The organism is Erwinia psidii, from assembly GCF_003846135.1.
In the GTDB taxonomy this organism is placed as follows: domain Bacteria; phylum Pseudomonadota; class Gammaproteobacteria; order Enterobacterales; family Enterobacteriaceae; genus Erwinia; species Erwinia psidii.
Genome location: NZ_RHHM01000013.1, coordinates 60,363 through 83,537, shown reverse-complemented (window position 1 = coordinate 83,537; position 23,175 = coordinate 60,363). Strand labels below are relative to the sequence as shown.

Below are 23,175 nucleotides of genomic sequence, written 5' to 3'. Positions count from 1 at the left end.
TTTATAACTGACTGAGGAAGAAGACATGAAAGCCTGGCAGCGCCAGTTTATCGAATTCGCCATCAACAGGCAGGTGCTGAAATTTGGTGAATTCACGTTGAAATCAGGGCGTAAAAGCCCTTATTTCTTTAACGCTGGCCTGTTTAATACGGGCCGCGATCTGGCACTCCTTGGGCGTTTTTACGCTCAGGCGCTGGTGGATTCCAGTATTAATTTTGATCTGATATTTGGTCCTGCTTACAAAGGTATCCCGATTGCAACGACCACCGCCGTCGCGCTGGCCGATCACCATGACCGTGATGTGCCTTACTGTTTTAACCGTAAGGAGGCGAAAACTCACGGCGAAGGCGGTACCCTGGTTGGTAGTCCGCTTCAGGGACGTATTATGCTGGTGGATGATGTCATTACCGCCGGAACCGCGATCCGTGAATCCATGGAGATTATCACCGCGCATCACGCCTCGCTCGCCGGGGTGCTGATTTCCCTCGACAGGCAGGAGCGCGGGCGAGACAAGGTGTCTGCAATCCAGGAAGTGGAGCGCGATTACGGCTGTAAAGTGATTTCAATTATCACGCTGCATGAGCTGATGACCTGGCTGGAGGAGAAGCCCGAACTGGCGGACCATCTGGCTGCGGTTCGTGCTTACCGGCAGGAGTTTGGTATCTGATTTATGTGGGCCAGCGCCTGAGACTGGCCCGCATTTAACCGCCATTCAAACCAGCTGCAAAGCCAGCAATGCCCAGCGCGTATCGAAATCAACCGTTGGACGATAACGGAACTCCGAACGCACAAAACGCGACAGCATCCCTTCACAAAATGCCAGCAACTGACTGGCAAGCAGCGTTTCATCAGTTTTAAAACCTTCACCGTCACGCATTTTCTGCTCGCGCAGGACCTGCCGGATCTGGAGTTCAATACGTTCAAACAGCTGATTGATCCGCCCCTGTAAACGGTCCTGTTCGAACATCAGCGCATGACCGGTCAGGATGCGTGTCAAACCCGGATTACGCTCACCGAAGCCCAGCAGCAGTTGGATAATCAGACGCAGACGTGGCAATGTCTCTTTTTCGTCTTTTAAAATCAGATTGATGCGCGTAATCAGGCTGTCTTCGATAAACTCGATAAGACTGTCAAACATGCGGGTTTTACTGGGAAAGTGACGATAAAGTGCCGCTTCCGAAACGCCGACGTTTGCGGCCAGCTTGGCGGTGGTGATGCGCTGGCTGCCATCGCTTGACTCCAGCATCAGTGCCAGCGCCTGGAGTATTTCCTCGCGACGATTCCTTTTCGCGCTTTTTTCTTCTGCCATGTCCTGAACGACCCCTGAGATATCACTTTGAACCGGCAAATGCCCACCTGACGGCGGTGAACAAAATGCTTACGGCGAAAATAAGAGTAGGTTGAATCGCTGATCGGAAGGCCGATTGCTACTGACGACCTGAGTGACCAAAGCCACCGTCACCACGGTCGCTGGCGTCAAAATCGTTTACCAGATTGAACTCTGCCTGTACCACCGGCACAAAAACCATCTGGGCAATGCGTTCCCCGGGTTCAATGGTGAAGGCCTCCTGGCTACGGTTCCAGACGGACACCATAAGCTGTCCCTGGTAATCAGAGTCAATTAACCCTACCAGGTTACCCAGCACTACGCCATGTTTATGCCCCAGCCCGGAACGGGGAAGGATCACCGCCGCCAGCTGTGGATCGGCGATGTGGATGGCAATTCCGGTGGGGATAAGCGTGGTAGCGCCCGCTGTCAGAACGACAGCCTCATTAAGGCAGGCTCGCAGGTCCAGACCCGCAGAGCCTGAGGTAGCATAAGCAGGCAGAGGAAAAACCTCGCCCACACGCGGGTCCAAAATCTTAACGTCGATTTTTTTCATCATAACGGCTGACTATCTCATCCAGTAACTGTTGGCCAAGAAGAGACTTATCGCTTAACGGTAAATTCTTCTCTCCTTCCTGCCAAAAAAGATGCAGGGCATTGCTGTCACTGTTGAAGCCTTGCCCTGCTTGCGACACATCATTGGCACAGATTAAATCAAGATTCTTTTGCCTTCTTTTTTGTTGGGCGTATTCTTCCACATTCTGGGTTTCCGCCGCAAATCCCACCACATAGGGCCGGTCTTCCTGCATCGACGCCACATCAGCCACAATATCGGGATTTTTGACCAGCTTGAGGGTTATTTCATCGCCCTGTTTTTTGATTTTTTCGGATGCAATTTCCGCTGCCCGATAGTCCGCCACGGCGGCGGTAGCGATAAAAATATGTTGATGGTGCACACCGCCCATCACCGCCTGATGCATGTCTGTCGCCGTTACGGTGTCAACACGCCTGACGCCCGGCGGGGTGCTTACACTAACCGGACCGGCAATCAGGGTCACATTTGCCCCCCGCTTCGCGGCGGCAGCAGCAATAGCAAAGCCCATCTTACCTGAGCTGTGATTACTAATGAATCGTACCGGGTCGAGAGCCTCACGGGTGGGACCCGCAGTAATCATAATATTGAGATGTTGCAGGTCGTTGACGGGTAAAGCCCAGTTGACAGCATTCTCCACAATGACCAGCGGGTCCAACATGCGTCCCGGGCCGGTATCACCACAGGCCTGGCTGCCGGTGTCTGGTCCCCAAATCATCACGTCACGTTCGGCAAGCACCTGCAGGTTATGCCGGGTGGCGGTCGCCCGGTACATTTGCTGGTTCATGGCCGGAACCACCGCGACAGGTGCCGCGGTAGCGAGACAAATCGTGGTGACCAGGTCATTTGCCATACCCGCGGTCAGGCGGGCGATAAGGTCCGCCGTGGCAGGTGCAAGCACCACCAGATCGGCCCATTTCCCCAGTTCGATATGCCCCATCGCGGCTTCAGCTGCCGGATCTAACAAATCATCGTAAACCGGATAGCCAGAAACCGCCTGCAAACTCAGGGGAGTAATAAACGCTTTTGCCGCTTCGGTCATCACTACCCGTACTTCAGCGCCCCGGTCCCGAAGGCGTCTGACCAGTTCCGGGGTTTTGTAGGCGGCAATCCCACCGCTTACGCCCAGAACAATCTTTTTGCCGGTTAATCCCGCCATGCTGTGCCTGCTCCGTTAAATCTGACGACGCGCTGTCTGACGTCACAATTTGTCTATTTTACCATATTGCGGCCTCACGGCCTTTCTGCACCGGGTGGCCTTTGCGAGACAGCCCTGAAAGTGGAATAAAATAAATAGAAAAACACTGTATATAATGCCATGTTTTACTGTGGGAAGGAAAAGGAGATTGCACAGATGGAAGAGAAATGGCTGACTACCCCACCGCGTGAAAAGCTGCTGCAAGGCGGCGCAAGGTCGCTGACGGATGTGGAGTTGCTGGCAATTTTTTTGCGTACCGGCGCAAACGGCGTACATGTTATGGCCCTGGCGCGGCAACTGATTGACGAATTCGGATCGCTGTATCAATTAATGACGGCGGGAAAAGCGGCTTTTGACCATATTAAAGGTATAGGCGATGCAAAGTATGCGCAGCTGAATGCCATTGCTGAACTGGGGCGGCGCTATTTTAGCTGTAATGAAGTGCTGGAGCATCTCTCTGTGGAGAGCGCGGAAGATATCCTCAGCTACCTGAGAAGTATGCTGGCGCACCGCGAGCGGGAAATCTTTGTGGTGGTCTTTCTCAATAACCAGCATCAGATGCTTCATCACAGTGAGATGTTTGCCGGCACCATCAGCAGTGTTGAGGTTCATCCCCGAGAGATCGTCCGCGAGGCGTTAAAACACAATGCGGCGGCATTGATCCTCGCCCATAATCACCCCTCGGGAATTTCCCGGCCCAGCAAAGCGGACAGGATGGTTACCCGGAAGATTGTTTCTGCCTGCCAGTTACTCAATATTCGGGTGTTGGATCATCTGGTTATTGGCCATGGTGAGTACGTCTCTTTTGCTGAAAAAGGATGGATTTAATGCCGGAACCTCGTTCTGGGGCGGGCGTTTAATGACTGAATGCAGCAATTTTGCGCGATCCTCAGGGATCTTTATCTGTTCGGGACTTGAGCACCAGCCCCGCAGGGCGTATACTACGCCACCTTTGAGAATCTCGGGTTTGGCATTTGGGCCTGCTCAGCGGGTTCACATAGAACTCGCCTGGATAGGCTAAGAGCCTGACGAGGCGGCCAGGACCTTATTTTTAAAGCTCGAGCTGATTTGATTTTTGGAGAATAGACATGTCACGAGTCTGCCAAGTAACTGGCAAGCGTCCGGTAACGGGTAACAACCGTTCCCACGCAATGAACGCGACGAAACGCCGTTTTCTGCCTAACCTGCATTCTCACCGTTTCTGGGTTGAGAGCGAAAAGCGTTTTGTTACACTGCGTGTATCTGCCAAAGGCATGCGCGTAATCGATAAGAAGGGTATTGAGACGGTTTTGGCCGATCTGCGTACCCGCGGTGAGAAGTACTAAGGTAAGGAACTGAAACATGGCTAAAGGTATTCGTGAGAAGATCAAGCTGGTTTCCTCTGCTGGTACAGGTCACTTCTATACCACCACGAAGAACAAGCGTACTAAGCCGGAAAAACTGGAACTGAAGAAATACGATCCCGTTATCCGTCAGCATGTGCTCTACAAAGAAGCAAAAATCAAGTAATTGATATTTGCAGACGAAAACCTCGCTCCGGCGGGGTTTTTTCTTTTGTAAAAAACTAAAACAGTTGGGCCATTACAATGCCGGAATTACCTGAGGTAGAAACCAGCCGACGTGGGATCGAACCGCACCTTGCCGGCGCCACTATTTTACATGCGATTGTCCGCAATGGTCGTCTGCGCTGGCCGGTATCCGATGAAATTCACCGTCTCAGCGATCAGCCGGTGCTCAGCGTGCAGCGACGGGCAAAGTATCTGCTGCTGGAGCTGCCAACAGGCTGGATTATCATTCATCTGGGAATGTCCGGTAGCCTGCGCGTTTTAACTGAAGAGGTGCCGCCAGCGAAACATGACCATGTAGATCTGGTGATGAGTAACGGAAAAGTCCTGCGTTATACCGATCCCCGCCGTTTTGGTGCCTGGCTGTGGAGCAACGATCTTGCCACCAGTAACGTGCTGGCTCACCTGGGGCCGGAACCACTCAGCGAAACCTTTAATGCCGCATATCTGTTTAATAAGTCACGGGGCAAACGTACGCCCATAAAACCCTGGCTGATGGATAACAAGCTGGTGGTGGGTGTGGGTAACATTTATGCCAGTGAATCACTGTTTGCTGCCGGTATCCATCCCGATCGTCCGGCGATGGCGCTGAATAATGAAGAGGCAGCGTTGCTGGTTAACACCATTAAGGCGGTGCTGCTGCGTTCCATTGAACAGGGTGGCACTACGCTGCGGGATTTTCTCCAGACGGATGGTAAGCCGGGGTATTTTGCCCAGCAATTGCAGGTTTATGGTCGGGCCGGAGAGCCATGTCGGGTTTGTGCCACGCCTGTGCTCAGTAGCAAGCATGCCCAGCGTAGTACCTTTTTTTGCCCCACCTGCCAGAAATAAATACGGAAGGTTACAGTTTCGCCAGCAGGGCGGTATGCACCGTAGCGGGTAAAAACGCACTGACATCGCCCTGATGGCGTGCCACTTCTTTCACCAGCGACGAAGAGATAAAGGCATATTTTTCCGTCGGCATCAGAAACACACTTTCCAGCCCGGAATGGAGATGGCGATTCATTTGCGCCAGCTGCATTTCATATTCGAAATCTGACACCCCACGCAGACCGCGCACCAGTATATTGGCCTGCTGGCTACGGGCAAAGTTTGCCATCAAATCACGAAAGCCCATGACTTCCACGTTGGGTAAGTGCGTCACCACCTCACGGGCGAGAGCGACACGTTCATCCAGTGAAAACAGCGGTTTTTTTCCGGGGCTGGCGGCAATTGCCAGCACGATATGATCGAACATCAGCGCGGCGCGGGTGACGATATCCAGGTGGCCGTTGGTGATTGGATCGAAGGTTCCGGGATAAATTGCTTTTGTGCTCATTGATGGCCCTTGCCTGAGGCGTGAGTGGCGTTATGCAGTGCCCAGAGTGCCGCGTACTTGTTGAACGTGTATTGGGCGTTAACCACCGCCAGCAGCCAGCCCTGCTTACCGTCAAGAAAACCCGCCCGTAAAATCAACGTCTTGAAAAATGCGCCGAGCGTATGCGCAAAAACAGAAAGGATACCGCAACGTTTTCCCTGCTGATAACGCTGTTTTGCCCAGGCTTCCGCATAGGCGAACTGTTTCCACTGAAACGCAGAAAAATCGCGGCAGGTCAGATGCAGTAAATCACCGCTCAATGCCGTTATCTTCGTCCCTCTGGTGTCGAGCGATTCGTGAACCTGATGGTCGTTATAGTGGAACGTCGCCGGATAAAGACGGTTTACCCGATCGGGATACCATCCACTGTGGCGCATAAAGCGGCCGAGAAACAGATTACGACGTCCCAGGCTGTAAACATTATCGCAGGCAGGCTGCTCCAGCACGGCTTCGATGGCCTGCCTCAGTGGTGGCGTAACGCGTTCATCGGTATCGATCATTAAAATCATCCGATGGCTGGCGTAGCGTTGCGCCAGCTGACGTTGCCTGCCATAGCCGTGCCATTCGGTGGAGTGATACACTTTTGCACCATGACGTGTGGCAATCTGTGGCGTACCGTCAGTGCTACCGGAATCAAGCAACACAATCTCATCGGCCCAGCTGACCGACTCCAGGCATTCCGGCAACAGGTCTGCTGCATCTCTGGCGATCAGCACGACGGAGAGCGGTTGGCGTGATGTCATTCAGTGATTCCGCTGTGGCAGATAGGGTTCAAGTAACTGTAGCAGACGCTGTAGCGCCCCCTGGTTTTGATGAAGCACTTCAACGGCATGGCGGCCATAATAAAGTCGATAGTCTTCATCCGTCAGCAGGTTACCAATCTCTTTATCCAGAGAGCGGACGTCGGTGACAGTGATCAGCCCGTCCGCCTGCGAGAGCCTGGCGCAGATATCTTTGAAGTTAAAGGTGTGTGGCCCCATCAGTACCGGAATGGCATGTGCTGCGGCCTCCAGTGGGTTGTGGCCGCCACGTTCCACCAGGCTGCCGCCGACAAAGGCCAGATCGGCAATGCCATACAGCAACATCAGTTCACCCATTGTATCGCCAATCACCACCTGCGTACTGCCTGAGGGGATCTCTCCACTGCTACGCAAAATAAAGCTGAAGCCACTTTTTTGCGTCATCTCGCGGGCGGTGGAAAAACGTTCCGGGTGACGGGGGACCAGAATCAGCAGCAGGGTGGGAAAACGTTCCAGCAATCTGCGGTGAGCATCCAGAATGATACTTTCTTCACCATCGTGAGTGCTGGTGGCGATCCACACCGGACGTCGGGGTGCCCACTGACGACGCAGCGCCACGGCACGGGCTGCCAGCTCGGGCGTCACCGAAATATCGAACTTCAGGCTACCGGTGATAGTCAGCTGAGAACGTTTCAGACCCAGATCGATAAAACGCTCACCGTCTTCCGTATTTTGCGCGGCAATCAGGGTTATCTGTCGTAACAGGCGTTGCATAAACTTGCCGAGTTTTTTATAGCCTCTGGCCGAGCGCTCTGACAGGCGGGCGTTGGCTATCACCAGCGGAATGTTGCGTGCGTGAAGCTCAGCGATCATATTAGGCCACAGTTCGGTTTCCATGATGATCACCAGGCGTGGAGCAACATTATCGAGAAAGCGTTTCATTGAGCCTGGCAGATCGTAAGGAAGATAGACGTGATGCACGTCCTTGCCAAAGGCCGACGCCGCACGCTCGGAGCCGGTTGGCGTCATGGTTGTCACGGTGATGGGCATGGCGGGATAACGGTGACGTAATGCCCGCACCAGCGGTACGGCAGCCAGCGTTTCTCCGACTGAAACAGAATGCAGCAAAATGCCGTCCGGCTTAACTTTGCCTGCACAATAGCCATAGCGTTCCGCCCAGCGTTTACGATAGGCAGGGGCTTTGCGGCCCCGTAGCCAGAGCCGGAGCCAAATCAAAGGCTGAATGAGATACAGCAGGACGGTATAAAGTGTTGTCATCACAATTTTTAAAACAGCGCACAGAGACTGACGCCAGAGCATGCCGAAAAAGAGAAACAATGCGGCATGTTAGCAGATACTCTTTCCTGCTCACACTACTTATCAGGTGTGTTGCAATACTTGTTGATAAAGCGCATGAAGCTCACCTGCCAGTTGTTGTGGTGAGTAAGGCAGGATACGCAAGCGGGCAGCATCGCCCATGTGGCTGTCGGCGCTTCTCAACGGAATTGCCATCGCTGCCGCAGTGAGCGACGAAATATCCAGCGCATCGCAGACATAGCCCTGTTCACCATTGACAATAAATTCGGCGCCGCCACAGGTGAAGCTGGTGATCACCGGCAGGCCGCAGGCCATCGCCTCCAGAATAACATTAGGAAAGGGATCATACAGTGTTGGCAAAATCAGGCCGTCGGCGGCGTGATAAAACGGGATGACGTTGTTCTGCACGCCGAGGAAATGCACGCGGTTTTCACATCCCAGGCTGCGGGCGAGGCTGAGATATTGCGACTGCTGCTTGTCCTGCCCAACGACCAGCAGGTGTGCATCGGTGGCGGCCAGCGCGGAAATACTGGCTTTCAGTCCCTTGCGTTCGAAGCCGGAACCCACATAGATAAACACTTTGCTGTCAGGCGCCAATCCCAGCTTTTCACGGGACTGCTGTCGCTGCTCTGTGGTGGCTGGCGTAAAGCGCTGCGAGTCGATGGCGTTATAAATGACCGCAAACTTTTCTTCCGGCACCTGGAAGCATCGCATGATGTCGTTTTTTACCATCAGCGAATTGCAGATGATTTTTTTCAGTGCGGGCGAGCGAAACATCTCCTCTTCCGCTGCCATCACGTAGCGGTGATAGCCGCTGACGCTGGTTAACATACGCTGGAAAGGGGAGATAACGCGAGCCCGTTGCTCCAGCCAGACGCGGTGCACGCCATCCCCGGCCCGGAAAATATCACAACCGGCGATGCGTTCGTGGCTTTGCACAATATCAAACTGTTCACGCTGCCAGCAGGTACGGGCTGCCACGGCAAAACCGCGTTCGCGTGAGATCCGCCCCCATTTTTTGGGATTACAGATATGCAGACGCCAGCCCGGCTTTTGTTCACCTTGCCAGCTACGGGTAATGATGTTCAGTTGCAGACTGTCATCGTCAAGGGCTTCCAGCGCGCGTGCGATAAATCGCTCGGCGCCGCCGTCGGGTCGGTATTTCTGCCGTACTATTGCCAGTCGAACTTTATTCATCCAGATATTTCCTTGCCGCTTTGACCACTTCATCAAGCGGAATTGCCGAGAGATAACGGGTTTCTGTATTGGTATCAATGCTGTCTGGCAACGGCAGCGACGCAAAGTCACCGGCCCAGATAACCTGGTTATTCTCTCCCCACGGACGCCACTGTTTCAGTTTGGTTGGACCAAACAGGGCGATACAGGGGGTGTTCAGCGCGGCAGCCATATGCATAGGTGCTGAGTCAACGCCAATAAACAGACGGGCGTGATCGATCAACGCAGCCAGTTGGGGGATCGTCAGCTTACCGGCCAGCGAAATGACGTTGCGGTGGTGGCAGAGGGAAAGAATATTATCGATCATCGCCTGCTCTTTTTTGTCCGGCGCGGCCGTCAGGACGATTTCATAGCCTGACGTTGCCAGAGCATCGATAAGCCCGGCTACTTTGTCATCTTCCCAGCATTTAAACATCCAGCGAGAGGTTGGCTGGATCACGATACAGCGTTCAGGTGACGTGTGCTGTTTTTCCAGTATATTTAGCGTTTGCTGCCAGTCACTGTCACTGTAATGCATTGAGGCCGGGAAGTGGGTCAGGGGAATGCCCAGTGGCGCGAGGGCGGCCAGATTCTGTTCCACCGTGTGCAGCTCGTTGTGATCCGCGGTGGAAATAAGGTGAGTATGGGCCAGACGCCACAGGACATTCTGCCGCTTGCGAAAGTCAAACCCGATTCTGAAGGTTGCTCCTGAAAGCTGCGTAAGGATTGCACTGCGCCACTGGTCCGCCAGGTTTATCACCAGATCGTAGTGCTGCTGGCGAACCGTCTGTACCAGTCCCACTTCGTGCCGGATATGCTGCCAGCTACCCTCTTTCTTCCAGTTACGATCGATAATATGCAGTCGGTGGATCGCCGGGTTGGCCTGCAACATCGGGCGGGTTTCGTCATAGAGCAGAACATCAATGCTGGCGGAAGGATAATGCTGACGCAGTGCATTGATCACCGGCGTGGTCAGCAGCATATCTCCGTGGTGGCGAAGTTTTATCAGCAGAATTTTATGCGGCACAAAAGCAGTGGAAATTGGCAGAGGAGTGGGCATGCTCATTAGGTCTCAAAGTCAGATGGACCGATTGTAAGGGAAACGCTGTTGTGGGGAAAGGCGGCACTTGCGTGCATTATGTTGATGCCATTATCAGAGATTACACAGCCGGAGCAATAAAGGATACCACGGACGAATTTCTCGCGTATTCCGCGGCATCAAACCTGGCATGTTGCCGGTAAAACGGGCGGCAATGACTCCCCGGCATGTTGATAATTTTAAGATAATGGCGCCGATAACTGACATTACGCATGTTGCCTGGCTTTCGGAGGAGTCGGTCCGGCGTGGCGATGCGCCAGCACAGACTCATCAGCCGCGTCACAGGCTGGTGCAGTCATGCTCAATGGCGGCGCTGAGGTTTCATTATGCGGCTTGATGCTCATATCTTCTTTACAGTCAGAAGTGGCGTGCTGCGTGCATGAATAAAGTCATAAATATCATCCAGTTTTCGCGTATCAAGTGCAAAAAGCTTCTCCGCCGGATAAACAAATTTATAGGGTGCCTGAAAAATAAATGATGACGGGGCAATATGATCCGGCCCAATCAGCAGCACCTCACCTAAGGGTCGCTGTTCCTCAATGCTACAGGGGCCATAGATCAGGATCACCGGCACATTTTGCGAGTCAGCGATGTAGACATTGCCGGAATCCGACGCGATATAAAAGTCCATTTTGCCAATCGCGTATGGCAGTTCTTCAAGGGGTATTTTACCGATCATATTGACGATATTGTGGCTGTCATCCAGCACATTGTAGAGCTGTTGCAGCCACGGGCTTTCACTGGCGGTACCAAAAACATAAAACAGGCAGGGCAGCGAACTCAGTCGTTCAAAGAGGGTTTTCCATATCGCAGCCGGGATCGTCTTGGCCTGATTGCCTGCCGAAATACTGATACCAATTTTAATCATGTCAGAGCGGTATAACTCTTCTGGCGGATTTTGCGGCTGATAAAGTGGAAATGTCGCGTGCTTTGGATAGCTGTTTCTGTCCAGAGTACGTTCGGCAAGCCGGAGATAACTTTCCAGCGTCAGGGACGTTCTGCTGTGTTCAACAATGCCGTTAGCCGTGGCGTAGAAAAGAGCGTGATACCATTTTCTGCGGTAGGTAGAGATAAACTGTTTGTCAGAGGCATTACACATAGCCGCACAGAACAGGTTCAGACTGTCAGGATGCAACAGATAGATGCTGTCGTAACGATTTATCAGGGCGAAAGCCAGCTTGAGCTTGTTGAACATGCTGCCTTTGTAATCTTCGATATAGAATATTTCCTCCAGCGTGGCATCATGCCTGGCCAGTGGCGCAACCGAACGACTCAGCAGGGCATCGCTGTGCTTAAGGTGTTTCAACAGGGGAGTGATATTAATAAAGTCCCCAATTTTTGCCGTCTGGATCACCAGATTGCGTGACGATTTCTTTTTGCCCAGCTTCTTCAGCAGCTTCACAGGCAGCAGAAGCAAAAATAACAACACATAATTCACGCTCTGTTCTCCCTGAGCGACACGACATTTCCCCGGTCATCATCCCAGCCGGCAAGTGTTAATATCTTGCACATGTTTGTCACTAACCTTTGATATCCGTTCCCTATTACCGCCGTTATCATGGGCTAAAACCTTAAATCATGATGAAAGAAAAGTGTGATGTTCATTATGGTGCACATCATTTTGCAGAAAGCCCCAGGCTGTCATAATGGTGCTCTCTGGCCAATAACGTGGGCAGAGATTTTAGTTTTTTTATTCAAATCAAGATATTGCTGACATATTCTCTCAACGCTGTAAGGCTCAAGATTAAGTTTGGTCACGTCAGGGGGATTCTCCCAAATCTCCCTCATGGTGGCGGCCAGTGAATCATCATTCATCTCTGCCAGCCCACGGGCAAGATCGCCGGTCAGAATAGTGGTCGGCCCACCGGGACAGCGAGTACTGACGACGGGAGTGTGACAAATTAACGCTTCAACCAGCACATTACCAAAACCTTCGCTGTCTGAACTGACAACCAGCATACGGGCATTGCGGATCCAGGGATAAGGATTGCTGGTGAAACCTCTAAATAAGACCCTTTCACTAATATCCAGCTCCAGCGCCAGCTTGTTCAGTTTTACTTTTACGTCGTCGCTTCCCTGGCCAATCAGCACCAGTGGAGCCGTCAGGCCACTTTTGGCATAGGCACGTAGTAAACGATCGTGGCGCTTAGTCTGGTGAAAGCGCCCTACATGGACCAGATAATCCTGCCCGGCCATTTTGCATGGTTTTAGCGACTGCTGGAGCACGGCATCGAAATCAAATGGGTTGAAAATAACCACCTCACGGGCAGGATTAACACCAAAAGCCTGCTTAAGATCGTCAATGACATATTGTGATACGCCCAGCACATTACGATGTTGATAAACCTTTCTGGTTTTGGCCTTTTTTAACCATAACGAAAAGCCTTTACGCTGTGCCAGGTAGGATGCGGAGAAAACCCCGTGCAGACAGAACCAGGTTTTTGAGGGGGTGAGTGCTGGGCAGCGTCTGACAATTCTGTCCGTTTTATGCAGATGAGAAACCACCAGGTCAAAGCGCCCCCTCTCCTCCTCGGTAGCCATGATAGCCTGATTAAGTAATGCGGCACGACGGCTAAGCTCCGTCAGTTTTCGCCAGGGTTTCCTGCAATCATCTTTGATAACCAGATAGTGCAGGCCATCAGGAATGGGGTAATCACACACGTCTCTCAGTGAAAATAGCGAAACGCGATGGCCGCGCTCAATCAATCCCCGTGCCAGCGTGAGGACCACTTTCTCAGCGCCTCCGCCGGGCAGGCCATCAATGATCATCAAAATACGATTGGACAATTTTTCACCCTTTAACAGAGGCATTTTCTTGCGGGAAGATGCTCTTTCCCTGCCGCACTCAATACAACTCACTATTTCCTTATCTGTTCAGACAAATCCATGTCCTGTGCTGGTTGATTGTGGTGTGTTGATATTATCAAGCTATCGACCTTAAACCGCGTTAACCGTTGAGGTTATCTTAAAAAATTAATAAAGAAAGTGCTATTCTGGCTGGTCCACTATTTACCCTCTTTGCAAATCTTTTTGCGTCTCATCAGAGGGCTGCGTAACATGCTCACAAGGTCATCATGGAGCCTGAAACCGGCATGAGCAAACCAGCATTTTTAATCACCATTGATACAGAAGGCGACAATCTCTGGCGTAACCGTTCGGGGCATGTTACGACCCGAAACGCGTCATTTCTCGCCCGTTTCCAACAGGTTTGTGAACAGTATGCTTTTAAACCGACCTGGCTGACCAACTATGAAATGGCTGTCGACCCCGTTTACATTGAGTTTGCCCGTGATGTTATCGCCCGCAACACCGGTGAAGTGGGAATGCACCTGCACGCCTGGAACAGCCCACCGGCCTGTCAGCTAACTGAAAATGACTGGCAGTTTCAGCCCTATTTGATTGAGTACCCCCACGAGGAAATGCGTAAAAAAGTCGCGTTTATGACGCAGTTGTTGGAACAGACCTTTAATACAAAAATGCGTAGCCATCGCGCCGGGCGATGGGCATTTAATGAATATTATGCTCAGTTATTAATTGAATTCGGCTATCAGGTTGACTGCTCCGTGACGCCAGGTGTGAACTGGCAATACTCGCCCGGTGCGCCACAGGGCAAGGGTGGAACGGATTACAGTCGTTTCCCGCGTGCGGCCTATTATATTGATACTGATGATATTTCACGCGCCGGGCAGTCATCACTGTTGGAAGTGCCCATGAGTATTCATTACCGACACTCGGCACTGATGAACTTTTTTAAACGGGGTTATGACAGCCTGCGTGGAAAAAAGCGCAGTCCTTCCGTGCACTGGCTGCGTCCTGTCGGGGGCAATGTGGCACAAATGATCGATGTTGCGGAGAAATCGCTTGGATCCGGTGCAGATTATGTCGAATTTATGCTTCATTCATCTGAATTTATGCCTGATGGCAGTCCAACCTTTAAAACCGAAGCCGATATCGAGCAACTTTATGACGATCTCAACGTACTTTTCACCTGGCTACAGAGCCGCACGCGTGGCATGACCCTTGCGGAATATGCCGCTTTCAAGTCAGACCGCGCGATCAAATCTTCAGTCGCTGCGATGCCGTAATAAGATGGCGTACCGTTAACAGGCTGGGGATCTGCGCGGTTACAGCGCCAGCTTTCTCACGGCCAGCATCTTTCTTTTGAAACTCATCCTGATCTTCCTGTTTAACAGAAAGCGCAGCAGGCTGATTCTGGCGATACGCTCTTTCACCAGCGTACCCTGAGCGGTGCCGCGAAGTGTTGAATGGTAGCGATTGGCAATATCCAGCCAGTGACAGGTGATCAGATGTTCAAACTGCTCCGGCAACACGTTGTCCATGTTTTGCGTTGCGGCGATAAGGCAGGTGATTTTATGTTGATCGATTGCCGCTGACAGGCTGTGCGGGTGCTTACGGTAGAGATAAAAGCCATGGTGAGTAAACAGCGTCTTCTTACTGTATGTCAGCAGTAGCGGAAACAGCCAGGTATCTTCATAGCAAATGAAGTCAGGAAAAGCATGTTGTTGCAGCAGCGTTCTGGTAAAGAACTGACCGATGAAATGGGCCTGGAAGTCACGGTGAATAAGAAAACGTTCGATGGCGTCATTTTTACTCAGTTCTGTAAATTCGCCGGGCAGCCATTGCGGAAGCGGTGCTCCGGGGCGTACTTCGATAATTTTACTCAGCAGAATATCCGGGCTGTGCGTCAGCAAGGTGTGCAACCTGTTCTGCAACGCGCCCGGCAGCAAACGGTCATCCCCATCGACCATCAGGATATACTCTCCACGGGCCTGCCGGACGGCATAATTGCGGACCTTGCCAACATTGCGGTAGTCAGTGCGGAAACTATGCAGGATGGGAAGCCGCTGCATGTAGTCGTCAATGATCGCCTGCGTATTATCCGTGGAGGCATCGTTAACAATTACAATCTCGGTGCGTGTCAGTGCTCCGCCCAGTGATGCGACGATGCTGTCTAACGTCCCCACAAGATAATCGCCGCAGTTGTGTGCGGCGATGAGGATGCTCAGGCAAGGTGTTGTCATCGGTTTTTAGTTTATCACGATCAACGGGCGGAGATGCTCGAGCACCGTCTCTGGCAAAATATCAGCCATATTATTGCCTGTTGCCGGGCGCAGTACGAGCTGATTTTTACCATATCCACCGATCAGACCAGGATCGGTCGGCCCATAGAGCGTAATGTTAGGGCGATTTAACGCTGCTGTCAGATGGCTCAGTCCGGTATCGACCGACACCACGGCTTTTGCTCCGGCTAAGGTCCGGGCCACCTGCTCCAGCGTCAGCTTAGGCAATACGTCAACACAGTCAAATCCCTCTGCCAGTCTGAGCGCCCGTTGGTGCTCGTGTTCGGTTCCCCACGGCAGTTTTATCTTCAGGCCGCTGGATTGCAGCAGCTCCGTCAGCTTGCGCCAGCTTTCTTCGGGCCAGTGCTTTGCCGCCCGCGTAGTGGCGTGAAGAAAGACCAGATAGCGCCCGGCATCGGCAGGCGGTTGGGTCAGGAAATGCCCGGCGATGGCATAATTTCCCTGGTCTGTTGGCAGCGGATAACCAAGACTTTTCGCGAACAGTTCCCGTGTGCGTTGTACGGCATGTTGTTGCTTGTTGATTTCATGGCGCTTGTCGTACCACCAGCTGGCAAAAGGTTCGCGGGCGCTACGGCTGTCCTGCCCGTGTTTGATGCCTTTGGCGAGGCGGGTTACCAGCGCGGCACTTTTGATTAAGCCCTGGGCATCAATGACCAGATCATACTGGCGTGACTGAAGCTCACGCTTAAACAGAAAGCGTTGCTCACGTACTTCGCTGCCAAACCAGTGTTTGCGCCAGCGACGTATCGCAACCGGAATAACCCGATCCACCGCCGGATGCCAGGCGGGGATTTGCGCGAAGCCTTCCTCCACAACCCAGTCAAAACGGATCTGCGGTATAGCCTGCATGGCGTCTGTGAGGGCGGGCAGAGTATGGAGCACATCACCCATTGAGGACGTTTTAACGATCAGGACCTGCATGGATCCCCCTGATTTTTATTCAGCAATGTCGCCAGTTCAGCAACGACACGATCGGGTTGAATATCGATCAGGCTCTGATGGTAGCCCTCTGCCGCTTCACCTTTTCGCACCTTGTGGTAGCCAGTAATCAGGCGGATAACGCGGACATCATGGCCGAGCGGCGGCGTGAAATCAGGGCTGCTGGGGCCATAAAGCGCGACCAGAGGGCGATTTAGCGCGGCGGCAATGTGCATCAGGCCGGAATCATTGCTAATAACGGCATGACAGTGAGCCAACAGAATCACTGCCTGCTCCAGTGTGGTGTCGCCAGCAAGGTTACGACAGTGCTGACGGCTCTCTTCCGGCAGGTTTTGCAGGATCTGTCCCCCTGTTTCCCTGTCCTTTTCTGAGCCAAACAACACAATCTGATAGCCATCCTCGATCAATATCCGCGCCAGCGTAGCATAGTGATAGTGTGGCCAGCGTTTGGCGGGACCAAATTCGGCACCGGGACAGAAGCCGATCGCGGGTCTTTCCACCGCCAGACTGAAGTCAGTGGCCGTCTTCTGCTTCTCTTCTTCGCTGACCTGTAGCGCGGGCCACAGCAGCGGCTGTGGCAGGTCTGTTGCGCTGGCAATTTGCTGCCTGTCATAAGCCAGCGCAACATAGCGCTGTACCATCAGCGGAAAAGCCGTTTTATCCAATACCCGCATATCATTCAGCAGCCCATAGCGCATCTCTCCGCGCCAGCCGGTACGGATTTTGATGTTGGCAAAAAAGGGAACTAAAGCGGATTTAAATGAGCCGGGCAGCACATAAGCGCGATCATAGCCTTTATCACGTAGCGCTTTTCCCAGACGGTGGCGTTCGCCCAACGCCAGAGCGCCGTGGCCAAGTGGCATGGGCAGGGCGGCATTCACTTCCGGCATGCGTGACAGTAATGGACGACACCATGCCGGTGCCATGACGTCGATCACCGCCTCAGGATGCGTTGATTTAAGCGTGCGGTAGAGACTCTGCGACATCATCATGTCGCCAACCCATGAGGGGCCGATTACCAGAATTTTCATTACCGGATGTGCCTGCTCACGCGTTGCGGTTCAGCCAGACCATATACTCTGCCACGCCTTCTGCTACGGTTTTAAACGATTTATCGTAGCCTGCTGCACGCAGTTTGGTTTGATCTGCCAGCGTAAAAGCCTGATAGCGGCCTTTCAGTTTTTCCGGGAAAGGGATGTATTCGATTTCCCCTTTCTGGTGGAATTTTAGCGCCGCGTCGGCCACTTCCTGGAAAGATTCTGCCCGCCCGGTACCACAGTTGAATATGCCTGAAACACGGTTTTGCCAGAACCACAGATTCACCGCCGCCACATCTTCCACATAGATAAAATCACGTTTGAAATTATCGCTGCCTTCAAACAGTTTTGGATTTTCACCATTGTTCAACTGGGTATTCAGGTGGAAAGCGACGCTGGCCATACTGCCTTTATGGCCTTCACGCGGGCCGTAAACATTAAAGTAGCGAAAGCCACACACCTGTGATTCTGCCTCTGGCAGGATTTGGCGGACATAGTGATCGAACAGCATCTTTGAATAGCCATACACATTCAGCGGTTCTTCAAACTGGCGTTCTTCAATAAAGTTATCATTACGCCCACCGTAAGTGGCAGCGGAAGAGGCATACAGGAAAGGAATTTGACGTTCGAGACAGTAATGTAACAGCTCTTTTGAGTACTGATAATTATTGTCCATCATGTACTTGCCATCCCACTCCGTGGTGGCAGAGCACGCGCCTTCGTGAAACACTGCCTCAACATCACCGAAATCTTCATCAGCAAGTATCGCGATGAGAAAATCTTCTTTATCCATATAGTCTGCGATGTCCAGATCCACCAGATTGGCAAATTTGGTGCCATCTTTCAGGTTGTCGACCACCAGAATATCGGTGTGACCCTGGTCATTCAGCGCTTTGACGATATTACTTCCAATAAACCCTGCGCCGCCAGTGACGATAATCATAAGCTTGAACCTTTAAAAAGTGTGGGTGAAACGGGAGGTTTCACGCGCTGATACCTTTCATCATAACATCTCAACAGGCCGCAGCCAGCCGGATGACTCCTGAAGCAAATGTGATGCAGCTTCAGCGTCTGTTTTTTTCTGCATCGGTCAGATAACGGACTTTTCGCGTGTAATCCTGACCTTTGAACGTCAGGGACGCGGCGGGTGACTCAAGGTATTTTTGCCATTCAGAGAGCGGGAAACCACCATGAGCCCCAACCACGTCCTGCGGTATGGTTGCACTGGCGCCACCGATTTTTTTTGACACCGGCCAGTTCATCCAGTCACCCAGATTAACGGTTTTCAGATCCAGTAAATCCAGCAGGGCCGCCAGCGGTAGCTGATCGGTGGGGGGCTGAGAATCGTCCATCAGTTCCCAGGTATCCTGAAACAGTGTCAGCCACAGTGGGCAAATGCGCTGCCAGGTTTGACGGGTGGCAGCAAGAAACGCGCCGTTGACATGATCGACGATAAACGGACGGACCGCGTTGCGGTAGTACGCCGGACGATTTTGTTCGGGGGCAGCCATCAGCTTGGCAATCATCTTACCCTGGCGAAAGCTGGAATAGAGGTGGCTGTCCAACATATTGATGACGGGCATTTTTAGCAGATTCAGGTCAGAATCGATCATCAGAATCCCTTCCGTGCGCGCCTGCAAGGGTGTCTGAAGCTTAACCAGTCGGCTGCGGTAAATTTGTTTGTAGCGATAGCTCTCTTCGCGACAGGGAACATCCAGCGTGACAACACGTGTTTTCGCGGGCAGTGTGCCAAACTGCTCTGCCGGTTGATCGGTCACAATCACAATCTCCTGCGCCTCGCTGGCAAAGCGGGAAGCAAAAAGTGCGCTCAGCAACGCTTCTTCAACATAATCTGCACCGGTACAGGGGATCATGATTGAGGTAACTGCGATACTGCCCTGCACGTGTTTTTGCTGATAGGAGAGATTATGACGTGCGCGAACGTGGCGGAATCGGGGATTCAAAAATTCAAACATGCGATGGCTTCCCATTAGTCGCATTCTGCAAAATAGTTTCCACGCCCGAGACATAATGCTCAATGGCATAGCATTCTTTAACGCGGCTGTTCGCCTGCAATATCAGTTGCTGGCGCATCGTGGCATCAAGCCACAGTGTTTTCATCTGTTCAAACAGGGACTGAATATCACCGTAATCATACAGCAGGCCGGTTCTGTTGTGCGCGATAAGTTCGGCGGTTCCCGTCACCCGTGAACCAATCACCGCCGTTTTCAACAGCATCGCTTCCAGTATCACACGGGGAAGCCCCTCACTTTTGGATGCCAGAATAAACACGTCAAAAGCAGCGAGATAATCCATTGGATTACTGCGAAAGCCGGTAAACATCACGCGGTTAGCAATGCCTGATGACTGTGCCTGCTGTTGTAGTGCGTTGTGTTGCGGGCCTTCACCAAGGATCACCATTCTCCAGTCGGCTTCAGGGAATGCGGTGGCGAATTTTTCCAGCGCCTGCAGGGTATGATGGTGCGATTTTCTGGTAATTAATGAACCGATACTGCCAAATACAAAGGTTTCCGGCGGCACAATCAGTAATTGTTCGCGCATGGTTTCGCGAACGGGCAAGGTTTGCCGGATATCGATAGCATTAAACACGGTAACGCATTTTTCCGCCGCAACGCCCTGTTCCAGCAGAACTTTATGCACGCCGCTGGAGACCGCGATGATCGCATCAGCCCGCTGGTTAACCATGCGTACCAGACCGGCATTGAGAACCGGCTCTATCCGACAGTGCTGCACAACGGCGACGGGCAGTTTATCGGTGGCCAGGTAACCTTCGGCGTTTGAGCCAGGCTGGTTGTTCATGTACAACAAATCAACATCATGTTGCACAAGAAGCTGGCGAATCTTTAGCGCATTTGGCTTGATTCGCCACAGGCTGTCGACAAAATGGGTAACCTTTTGCCGCGAATCGCGATGGAAGAATACCAGTGAACGTAACAGCTCTTTGGCCACTTTCGCCCAGAGCGGTTGGCGGCGCTGGGGAATAAAGATCACCGGAATATCCAGCGCGTTCAGCACCTGTTCAAGTGGTTCGTCCTGGCCCCGGCGGTAATTATGATAAAAGCAGCACTGGACGGCAAACCGGCTACGGTCAATACGCTTCAGTAATTCCAGCATACTGTTGGTACCGCCTCCCCATTCATTTCCCGTATCCAGTAACAGGATTTTTATTGTCTTATGCGCCATCATGCTGCTTCCATATCTGTTTCGTCACCCACACGACGTCAAGGCGTTTTCCCGGCTCCGATGCTCAGACCGGAGAAATGGGTGGAAAAATACTGAACCATCGCACTGTGGGAAAGACTATCTGCAACCACGGAAAATGCCTGTGTTGCGGGCACAGGACCAACGTTGACCGGGCAATCTTTCACGCCGTGGAAAGCATTGCCGGACGGCAGCGGTTTGCCCTGCGGCGGTGGTGAACTCTGCTGGCGGCTCTGTGGCTCATTAAGCAACTGACTTGGGCGAACCAATGTAATATCCGCCGGAAGCCTCGGCAACATTTGCTGTAAAACGTTCACCGTCGATGGATGAGGATGGCCAATAGCAATTGCGGAGCCATCGCGCTGGGCAAGGCGCACGGCGCGCAAAAACTGTTGACGGATGTCGGCTTCATTCTGCGTGTCGTCAAGGAACACCCGACGTTTTATCACTTTTACTCGCGTCCCCTGTGCGGCGCGGGAAGACTGGCTGTTGCCGATGGTCATGCTGTCCAGAAAGTAAAGGTTATAATTATCAAGTGCCTGCATCACTTTTTGCATGCCTGACAAGCTGGACGTCATGGCGCTGCCCATATGGTTGTTCAGCCCGACAGCAAACGGTACCCTGCCGGTGGCTTCGCGAATAATTCGCTCAATTTCGCCGCCCGACATGTCCGGTCGCAACGTATCTTTTTCCAGCGGCTGCTTGCTGAGCGGAGCCATGGGCAGATGGATCAGCACTTCATGACCGCGCTGATGTGCTTTGGTCGCCATTTCCCGGGCGTAGGGGGCATTGGGTAATACCGCAACGGAAATGGCCGGAGGCATTTGTAATACCTGATTTTCCTGTGTCGGTCGGTAGCCAAAATCATCGATAACAATAGCGAGTTTGCCAGCATGCGCTGTACAGACCATGAGCAGGCCTGACAGTAAGCTGCTGATTTTACGGAAATGTGACAAAAGTTACCTTCCCAACCACGGTAGTGGATTGACGGCCTGTCCCTGGCGGCGGATTTCAAAATAGAGTGACGGGGTACCCCTGCCACCGCTGGTTCCCACCAGCGCGACAGGCTGTCCGGCCCGGACCTGAGAACCCACGCTCACCAGCGCACTTTGGTTGTAGCCATACAGGCTCATATCGCCTTTACCGTGCTCAATGACCACCACCAGGCCGTAACCTTGCAGCCAGTCGGCCATTAGCACACGCCCGTCGGCAATGGCTTTTACTTCCGTACCTTCCGGGGCATTAATGACCAGCCCTTTCCAGCGTAATTCACCCTGGAGCTGCTCACCGAAACGATGCTCTATCCTGCCATGTACCGGCCACAGCGCCTGTCCCGAAGGCCGCCCCAGACCGCCGGTACGTGCCATAAGCGAGCGCTCACCTTCAGTAGGTTTATAGGTGCTGCCCTTGCTCTTTGCCTGGCTTTCGCGGTCACGAATACGCTGTGCATCCCTGGCTTCTTTTTCAGCGCGTGCACGGGCTTCCCGCTCTGCTTTGGCAATTTTGTCCTGCAAACGGCTCTCGTTTTGCCGCATCTCTGTTAACTGGGCCTGATCTTTTTCCAGCGATGACTCCAGTACGGTGAGCGTTTTCTTGCGGGCAACGCGAGCGCCTTCCAGTTTTTGCTGCTGATCCTGCTGCTGAATCAGTAGTGATTGCTGTTGCGCCTGTTTTTCTACCCGCGTCGCTTTCTGTGCTGAAAGGTCGCTGCGGGTTTTTTTCAGCTCGTCGATGGATTTTTGCCGCGCTGCATTAAGGTAACCGAAATAGGCCAGAATACGTTCACTGCGCTGACTTTCCTCACCACTGAGTATGAGTTGTAGCCCGCTGTGTTGACCCTGACGGAAAGCCGCATCAAGTTGCCCGGCCAGCAGTTTTTGCTGGCGATCCTGTTGATCCTGTAATGCGTTGATTGACGCGGTCAGAGACGCGATCGCTTTGTTCAGGCCGGAAAGGGTCAATTGCGTTTCGTGCAATTGACGGCTGGCCTGAGCGATGATTTTTTCCTGACTTTGTAGCTGATTAAGCAGTTTGGTACGTTGCTGCTTCTGTAACTGGACGCTTTTTTCTTTAACGGCAATATTCTGCTGAATGCTTTTCAGTTCAGATTTATTGTCTTCGGCAGCCTGGCTGGCGACGGGCAGCAGTAATCCAGCGCAAAGCATGCAGCTGGAAAGAATGAACACGGCAAGATGCGATGGAGCGCCGCTGGCTGATCCATTACCCTGGGTTCGGAGAAGTGAAACTGTCGCGTTTTGCCTCATAGGTCCAGGATTATTTCACGATGAACAGCCGCTTACCAGCTATCTCAACGGCTTTTGCGTTTCCATTAATGACAGACTCCCGGTGAGGGTATGGGAGGGGTGAAGCAAAATGGCCTGTCCCGCGAAGAAATATTGTGCAACAAATAACCAAACAATAAGGTGGCTGTCGCAAGGCCGACTGGTGATTTGCACTTAAGGCAA

General features: G+C 52.6%; 24 protein-coding genes. 6 read left to right on the top strand and 18 right to left on the bottom strand.

The annotated features are described in order from the left end of the window. Positions 1-25: 25 nt before the first annotated feature. The gene (pyrE, locus tag EB241_RS15830; protein WP_124234079.1) at positions 26-667 is read left to right on the top strand and encodes an orotate phosphoribosyltransferase; all 642 of its coding nucleotides are present in this window, start codon (positions 26-28) and stop codon (positions 665-667) included. Between the two features lie 45 nt (positions 668-712). Here pyrE and slmA read toward each other — a convergent pair whose 3' ends face one another. The 3 genes from slmA to coaBC form a co-directional block, all read right to left on the bottom strand. Continuing rightward, positions 713-1,309, bottom strand: coding sequence for a nucleoid occlusion factor SlmA (slmA, locus tag EB241_RS15825; protein WP_124234078.1), 597 nt, complete (start codon positions 1,307-1,309; stop codon positions 713-715). A 118-nt stretch (positions 1,310-1,427) separates the two neighbouring features. Further along, positions 1,428-1,886 carry a dUTP diphosphatase gene (gene dut, locus EB241_RS15820; protein WP_124234077.1) on the bottom strand — a complete coding sequence of 153 codons (459 nt, stop codon included), beginning with the start codon at positions 1,884-1,886 and terminating at the stop codon, positions 1,428-1,430. After that, entirely contained in the window at positions 1,864-3,078 is a 1,215-nt protein-coding gene (gene coaBC / locus EB241_RS15815) for a bifunctional phosphopantothenoylcysteine decarboxylase/phosphopantothenate--cysteine ligase CoaBC (RefSeq protein WP_124234076.1), read from the bottom strand. Before coaBC ends, dut begins: the two co-directional genes overlap by 23 nt. Before the next feature lie 195 nt (positions 3,079-3,273). Here coaBC and radC point away from each other — a divergent pair, with 195 nt between their 5' ends. The 4 genes from radC (at position 3,274) to mutM (ending at position 5,513) form a co-directional block, all read left to right on the top strand. Further along, on the top strand, positions 3,274-3,945 hold the full coding sequence (gene radC, locus EB241_RS15810; RefSeq protein WP_124234075.1) for a RadC family protein: 672 nt from the start codon (positions 3,274-3,276) through the stop codon (positions 3,943-3,945). 260 nt (positions 3,946-4,205) lie between these two features. Beyond that, entirely contained in the window at positions 4,206-4,442 is a 237-nt protein-coding gene (rpmB, locus tag EB241_RS15805; protein WP_004154798.1) for a 50S ribosomal protein L28, read from the top strand. A 16-nt stretch (positions 4,443-4,458) separates the two neighbouring features. After that, positions 4,459-4,626: a 50S ribosomal protein L33 gene (gene rpmG / locus EB241_RS15800; RefSeq protein ID WP_124234074.1), complete on the top strand. Its 168-nt coding sequence runs from the start codon at positions 4,459-4,461 to the stop codon at positions 4,624-4,626. Between the two features lie 77 nt (positions 4,627-4,703). After that, positions 4,704-5,513: a bifunctional DNA-formamidopyrimidine glycosylase/DNA-(apurinic or apyrimidinic site) lyase gene (mutM, locus tag EB241_RS15795; protein ID WP_124234073.1), complete on the top strand. Its 810-nt coding sequence runs from the start codon at positions 4,704-4,706 to the stop codon at positions 5,511-5,513. A gap of 10 nt (positions 5,514-5,523) precedes the next feature. On the opposite strand, the gene coaD is transcribed toward mutM, so the two are convergent. From coaD to EB241_RS15760, 7 genes are all read right to left on the bottom strand, one after another. After that, positions 5,524-6,000, bottom strand: coding sequence for a pantetheine-phosphate adenylyltransferase (coaD, locus tag EB241_RS15790; RefSeq protein ID WP_124234072.1), 477 nt, complete (start codon positions 5,998-6,000; stop codon positions 5,524-5,526). Beyond that, positions 5,997-6,782: a glycosyltransferase family 2 protein gene (locus EB241_RS15785; protein ID WP_124234071.1), complete on the bottom strand. Its 786-nt coding sequence runs from the start codon at positions 6,780-6,782 to the stop codon at positions 5,997-5,999. Before EB241_RS15785 ends, coaD begins: the two co-directional genes overlap by 4 nt. Further along, on the bottom strand, positions 6,783-8,057 hold the full coding sequence (gene waaA / locus EB241_RS15780) for a lipid IV(A) 3-deoxy-D-manno-octulosonic acid transferase (RefSeq protein WP_124234145.1): 1,275 nt from the start codon (positions 8,055-8,057) through the stop codon (positions 6,783-6,785). A 102-nt stretch (positions 8,058-8,159) separates the two neighbouring features. Beyond that, on the bottom strand, positions 8,160-9,293 hold the full coding sequence (locus EB241_RS15775) for a glycosyltransferase family 4 protein (RefSeq protein WP_124234070.1): 1,134 nt from the start codon (positions 9,291-9,293) through the stop codon (positions 8,160-8,162). Further along, positions 9,286-10,371: a putative lipopolysaccharide heptosyltransferase III gene (gene rfaQ, locus EB241_RS15770; protein ID WP_124234144.1), complete on the bottom strand. Its 1,086-nt coding sequence runs from the start codon at positions 10,369-10,371 to the stop codon at positions 9,286-9,288. Before rfaQ ends, EB241_RS15775 begins: the two co-directional genes overlap by 8 nt. 379 nt (positions 10,372-10,750) lie before the next feature. Beyond that, positions 10,751-11,848, bottom strand: coding sequence for a glycosyltransferase family 9 protein (locus tag EB241_RS15765; protein ID WP_124234069.1), 1,098 nt, complete (start codon positions 11,846-11,848; stop codon positions 10,751-10,753). A gap of 203 nt (positions 11,849-12,051) precedes the next feature. Continuing rightward, a complete protein-coding gene (locus tag EB241_RS15760) occupies positions 12,052-13,197 on the bottom strand; it encodes a glycosyltransferase (protein WP_233592623.1) in 1,146 nt (381 codons plus the stop codon). Positions 13,198-13,502: 305 nt separating this feature from the next. Here EB241_RS15760 and EB241_RS15755 point away from each other — a divergent pair, with 305 nt between their 5' ends. Further along, positions 13,503-14,495 (top strand): polysaccharide deacetylase family protein, encoded by a 993-nt coding sequence (locus tag EB241_RS15755; RefSeq protein WP_124234068.1) that lies wholly within the window; start codon positions 13,503-13,505, stop codon positions 14,493-14,495. Positions 14,496-14,534: 39 nt separating this feature from the next. On the opposite strand, the gene EB241_RS15750 is transcribed toward EB241_RS15755, so the two are convergent. The 8 genes from EB241_RS15750 to envC all read right to left on the bottom strand — a co-directional run bounded on the left by EB241_RS15750 (position 14,535) and on the right by envC (position 22,974). Next, positions 14,535-15,452, bottom strand: coding sequence for a glycosyltransferase family 2 protein (locus tag EB241_RS15750; protein ID WP_124234067.1), 918 nt, complete (start codon positions 15,450-15,452; stop codon positions 14,535-14,537). Positions 15,453-15,458: 6 nt separating this feature from the next. Continuing rightward, positions 15,459-16,433, bottom strand: a complete 975-nt coding sequence (gene rfaC / locus EB241_RS15745; RefSeq protein ID WP_124234066.1) for a lipopolysaccharide heptosyltransferase RfaC — start codon at positions 16,431-16,433, stop codon at positions 15,459-15,461. Further along, complete coding sequence (rfaF, locus tag EB241_RS15740; RefSeq protein ID WP_124234065.1) at positions 16,421-17,482, bottom strand: ADP-heptose--LPS heptosyltransferase RfaF; 1,062 nt, start codon at positions 17,480-17,482, stop codon at positions 16,421-16,423. The genes rfaC and rfaF overlap by 13 nt, the downstream gene beginning before the upstream one ends. Before the next feature lie 16 nt (positions 17,483-17,498). Continuing rightward, positions 17,499-18,431, bottom strand: coding sequence for an ADP-glyceromanno-heptose 6-epimerase (rfaD, locus tag EB241_RS15735; protein WP_124234064.1), 933 nt, complete (start codon positions 18,429-18,431; stop codon positions 17,499-17,501). Between the two features lie 121 nt (positions 18,432-18,552). Then, positions 18,553-19,464 carry a hypothetical protein gene (locus tag EB241_RS15730; RefSeq protein ID WP_124234063.1) on the bottom strand — a complete coding sequence of 304 codons (912 nt, stop codon included), beginning with the start codon at positions 19,462-19,464 and terminating at the stop codon, positions 18,553-18,555. Next, positions 19,457-20,692 (bottom strand): glycosyltransferase, encoded by a 1,236-nt coding sequence (locus EB241_RS15725; RefSeq protein WP_124234142.1) that lies wholly within the window; start codon positions 20,690-20,692, stop codon positions 19,457-19,459. Before EB241_RS15725 ends, EB241_RS15730 begins: the two co-directional genes overlap by 8 nt. 38 nt (positions 20,693-20,730) lie before the next feature. Continuing rightward, on the bottom strand, positions 20,731-21,621 hold the full coding sequence (locus tag EB241_RS15720) for a divergent polysaccharide deacetylase family protein (RefSeq protein ID WP_124234062.1): 891 nt from the start codon (positions 21,619-21,621) through the stop codon (positions 20,731-20,733). A gap of 48 nt (positions 21,622-21,669) precedes the next feature. Beyond that, a complete protein-coding gene (envC, locus tag EB241_RS15715; protein ID WP_124234061.1) occupies positions 21,670-22,974 on the bottom strand; it encodes a murein hydrolase activator EnvC in 1,305 nt (434 codons plus the stop codon). Positions 22,975-23,175 lie beyond the last annotated feature (201 nt).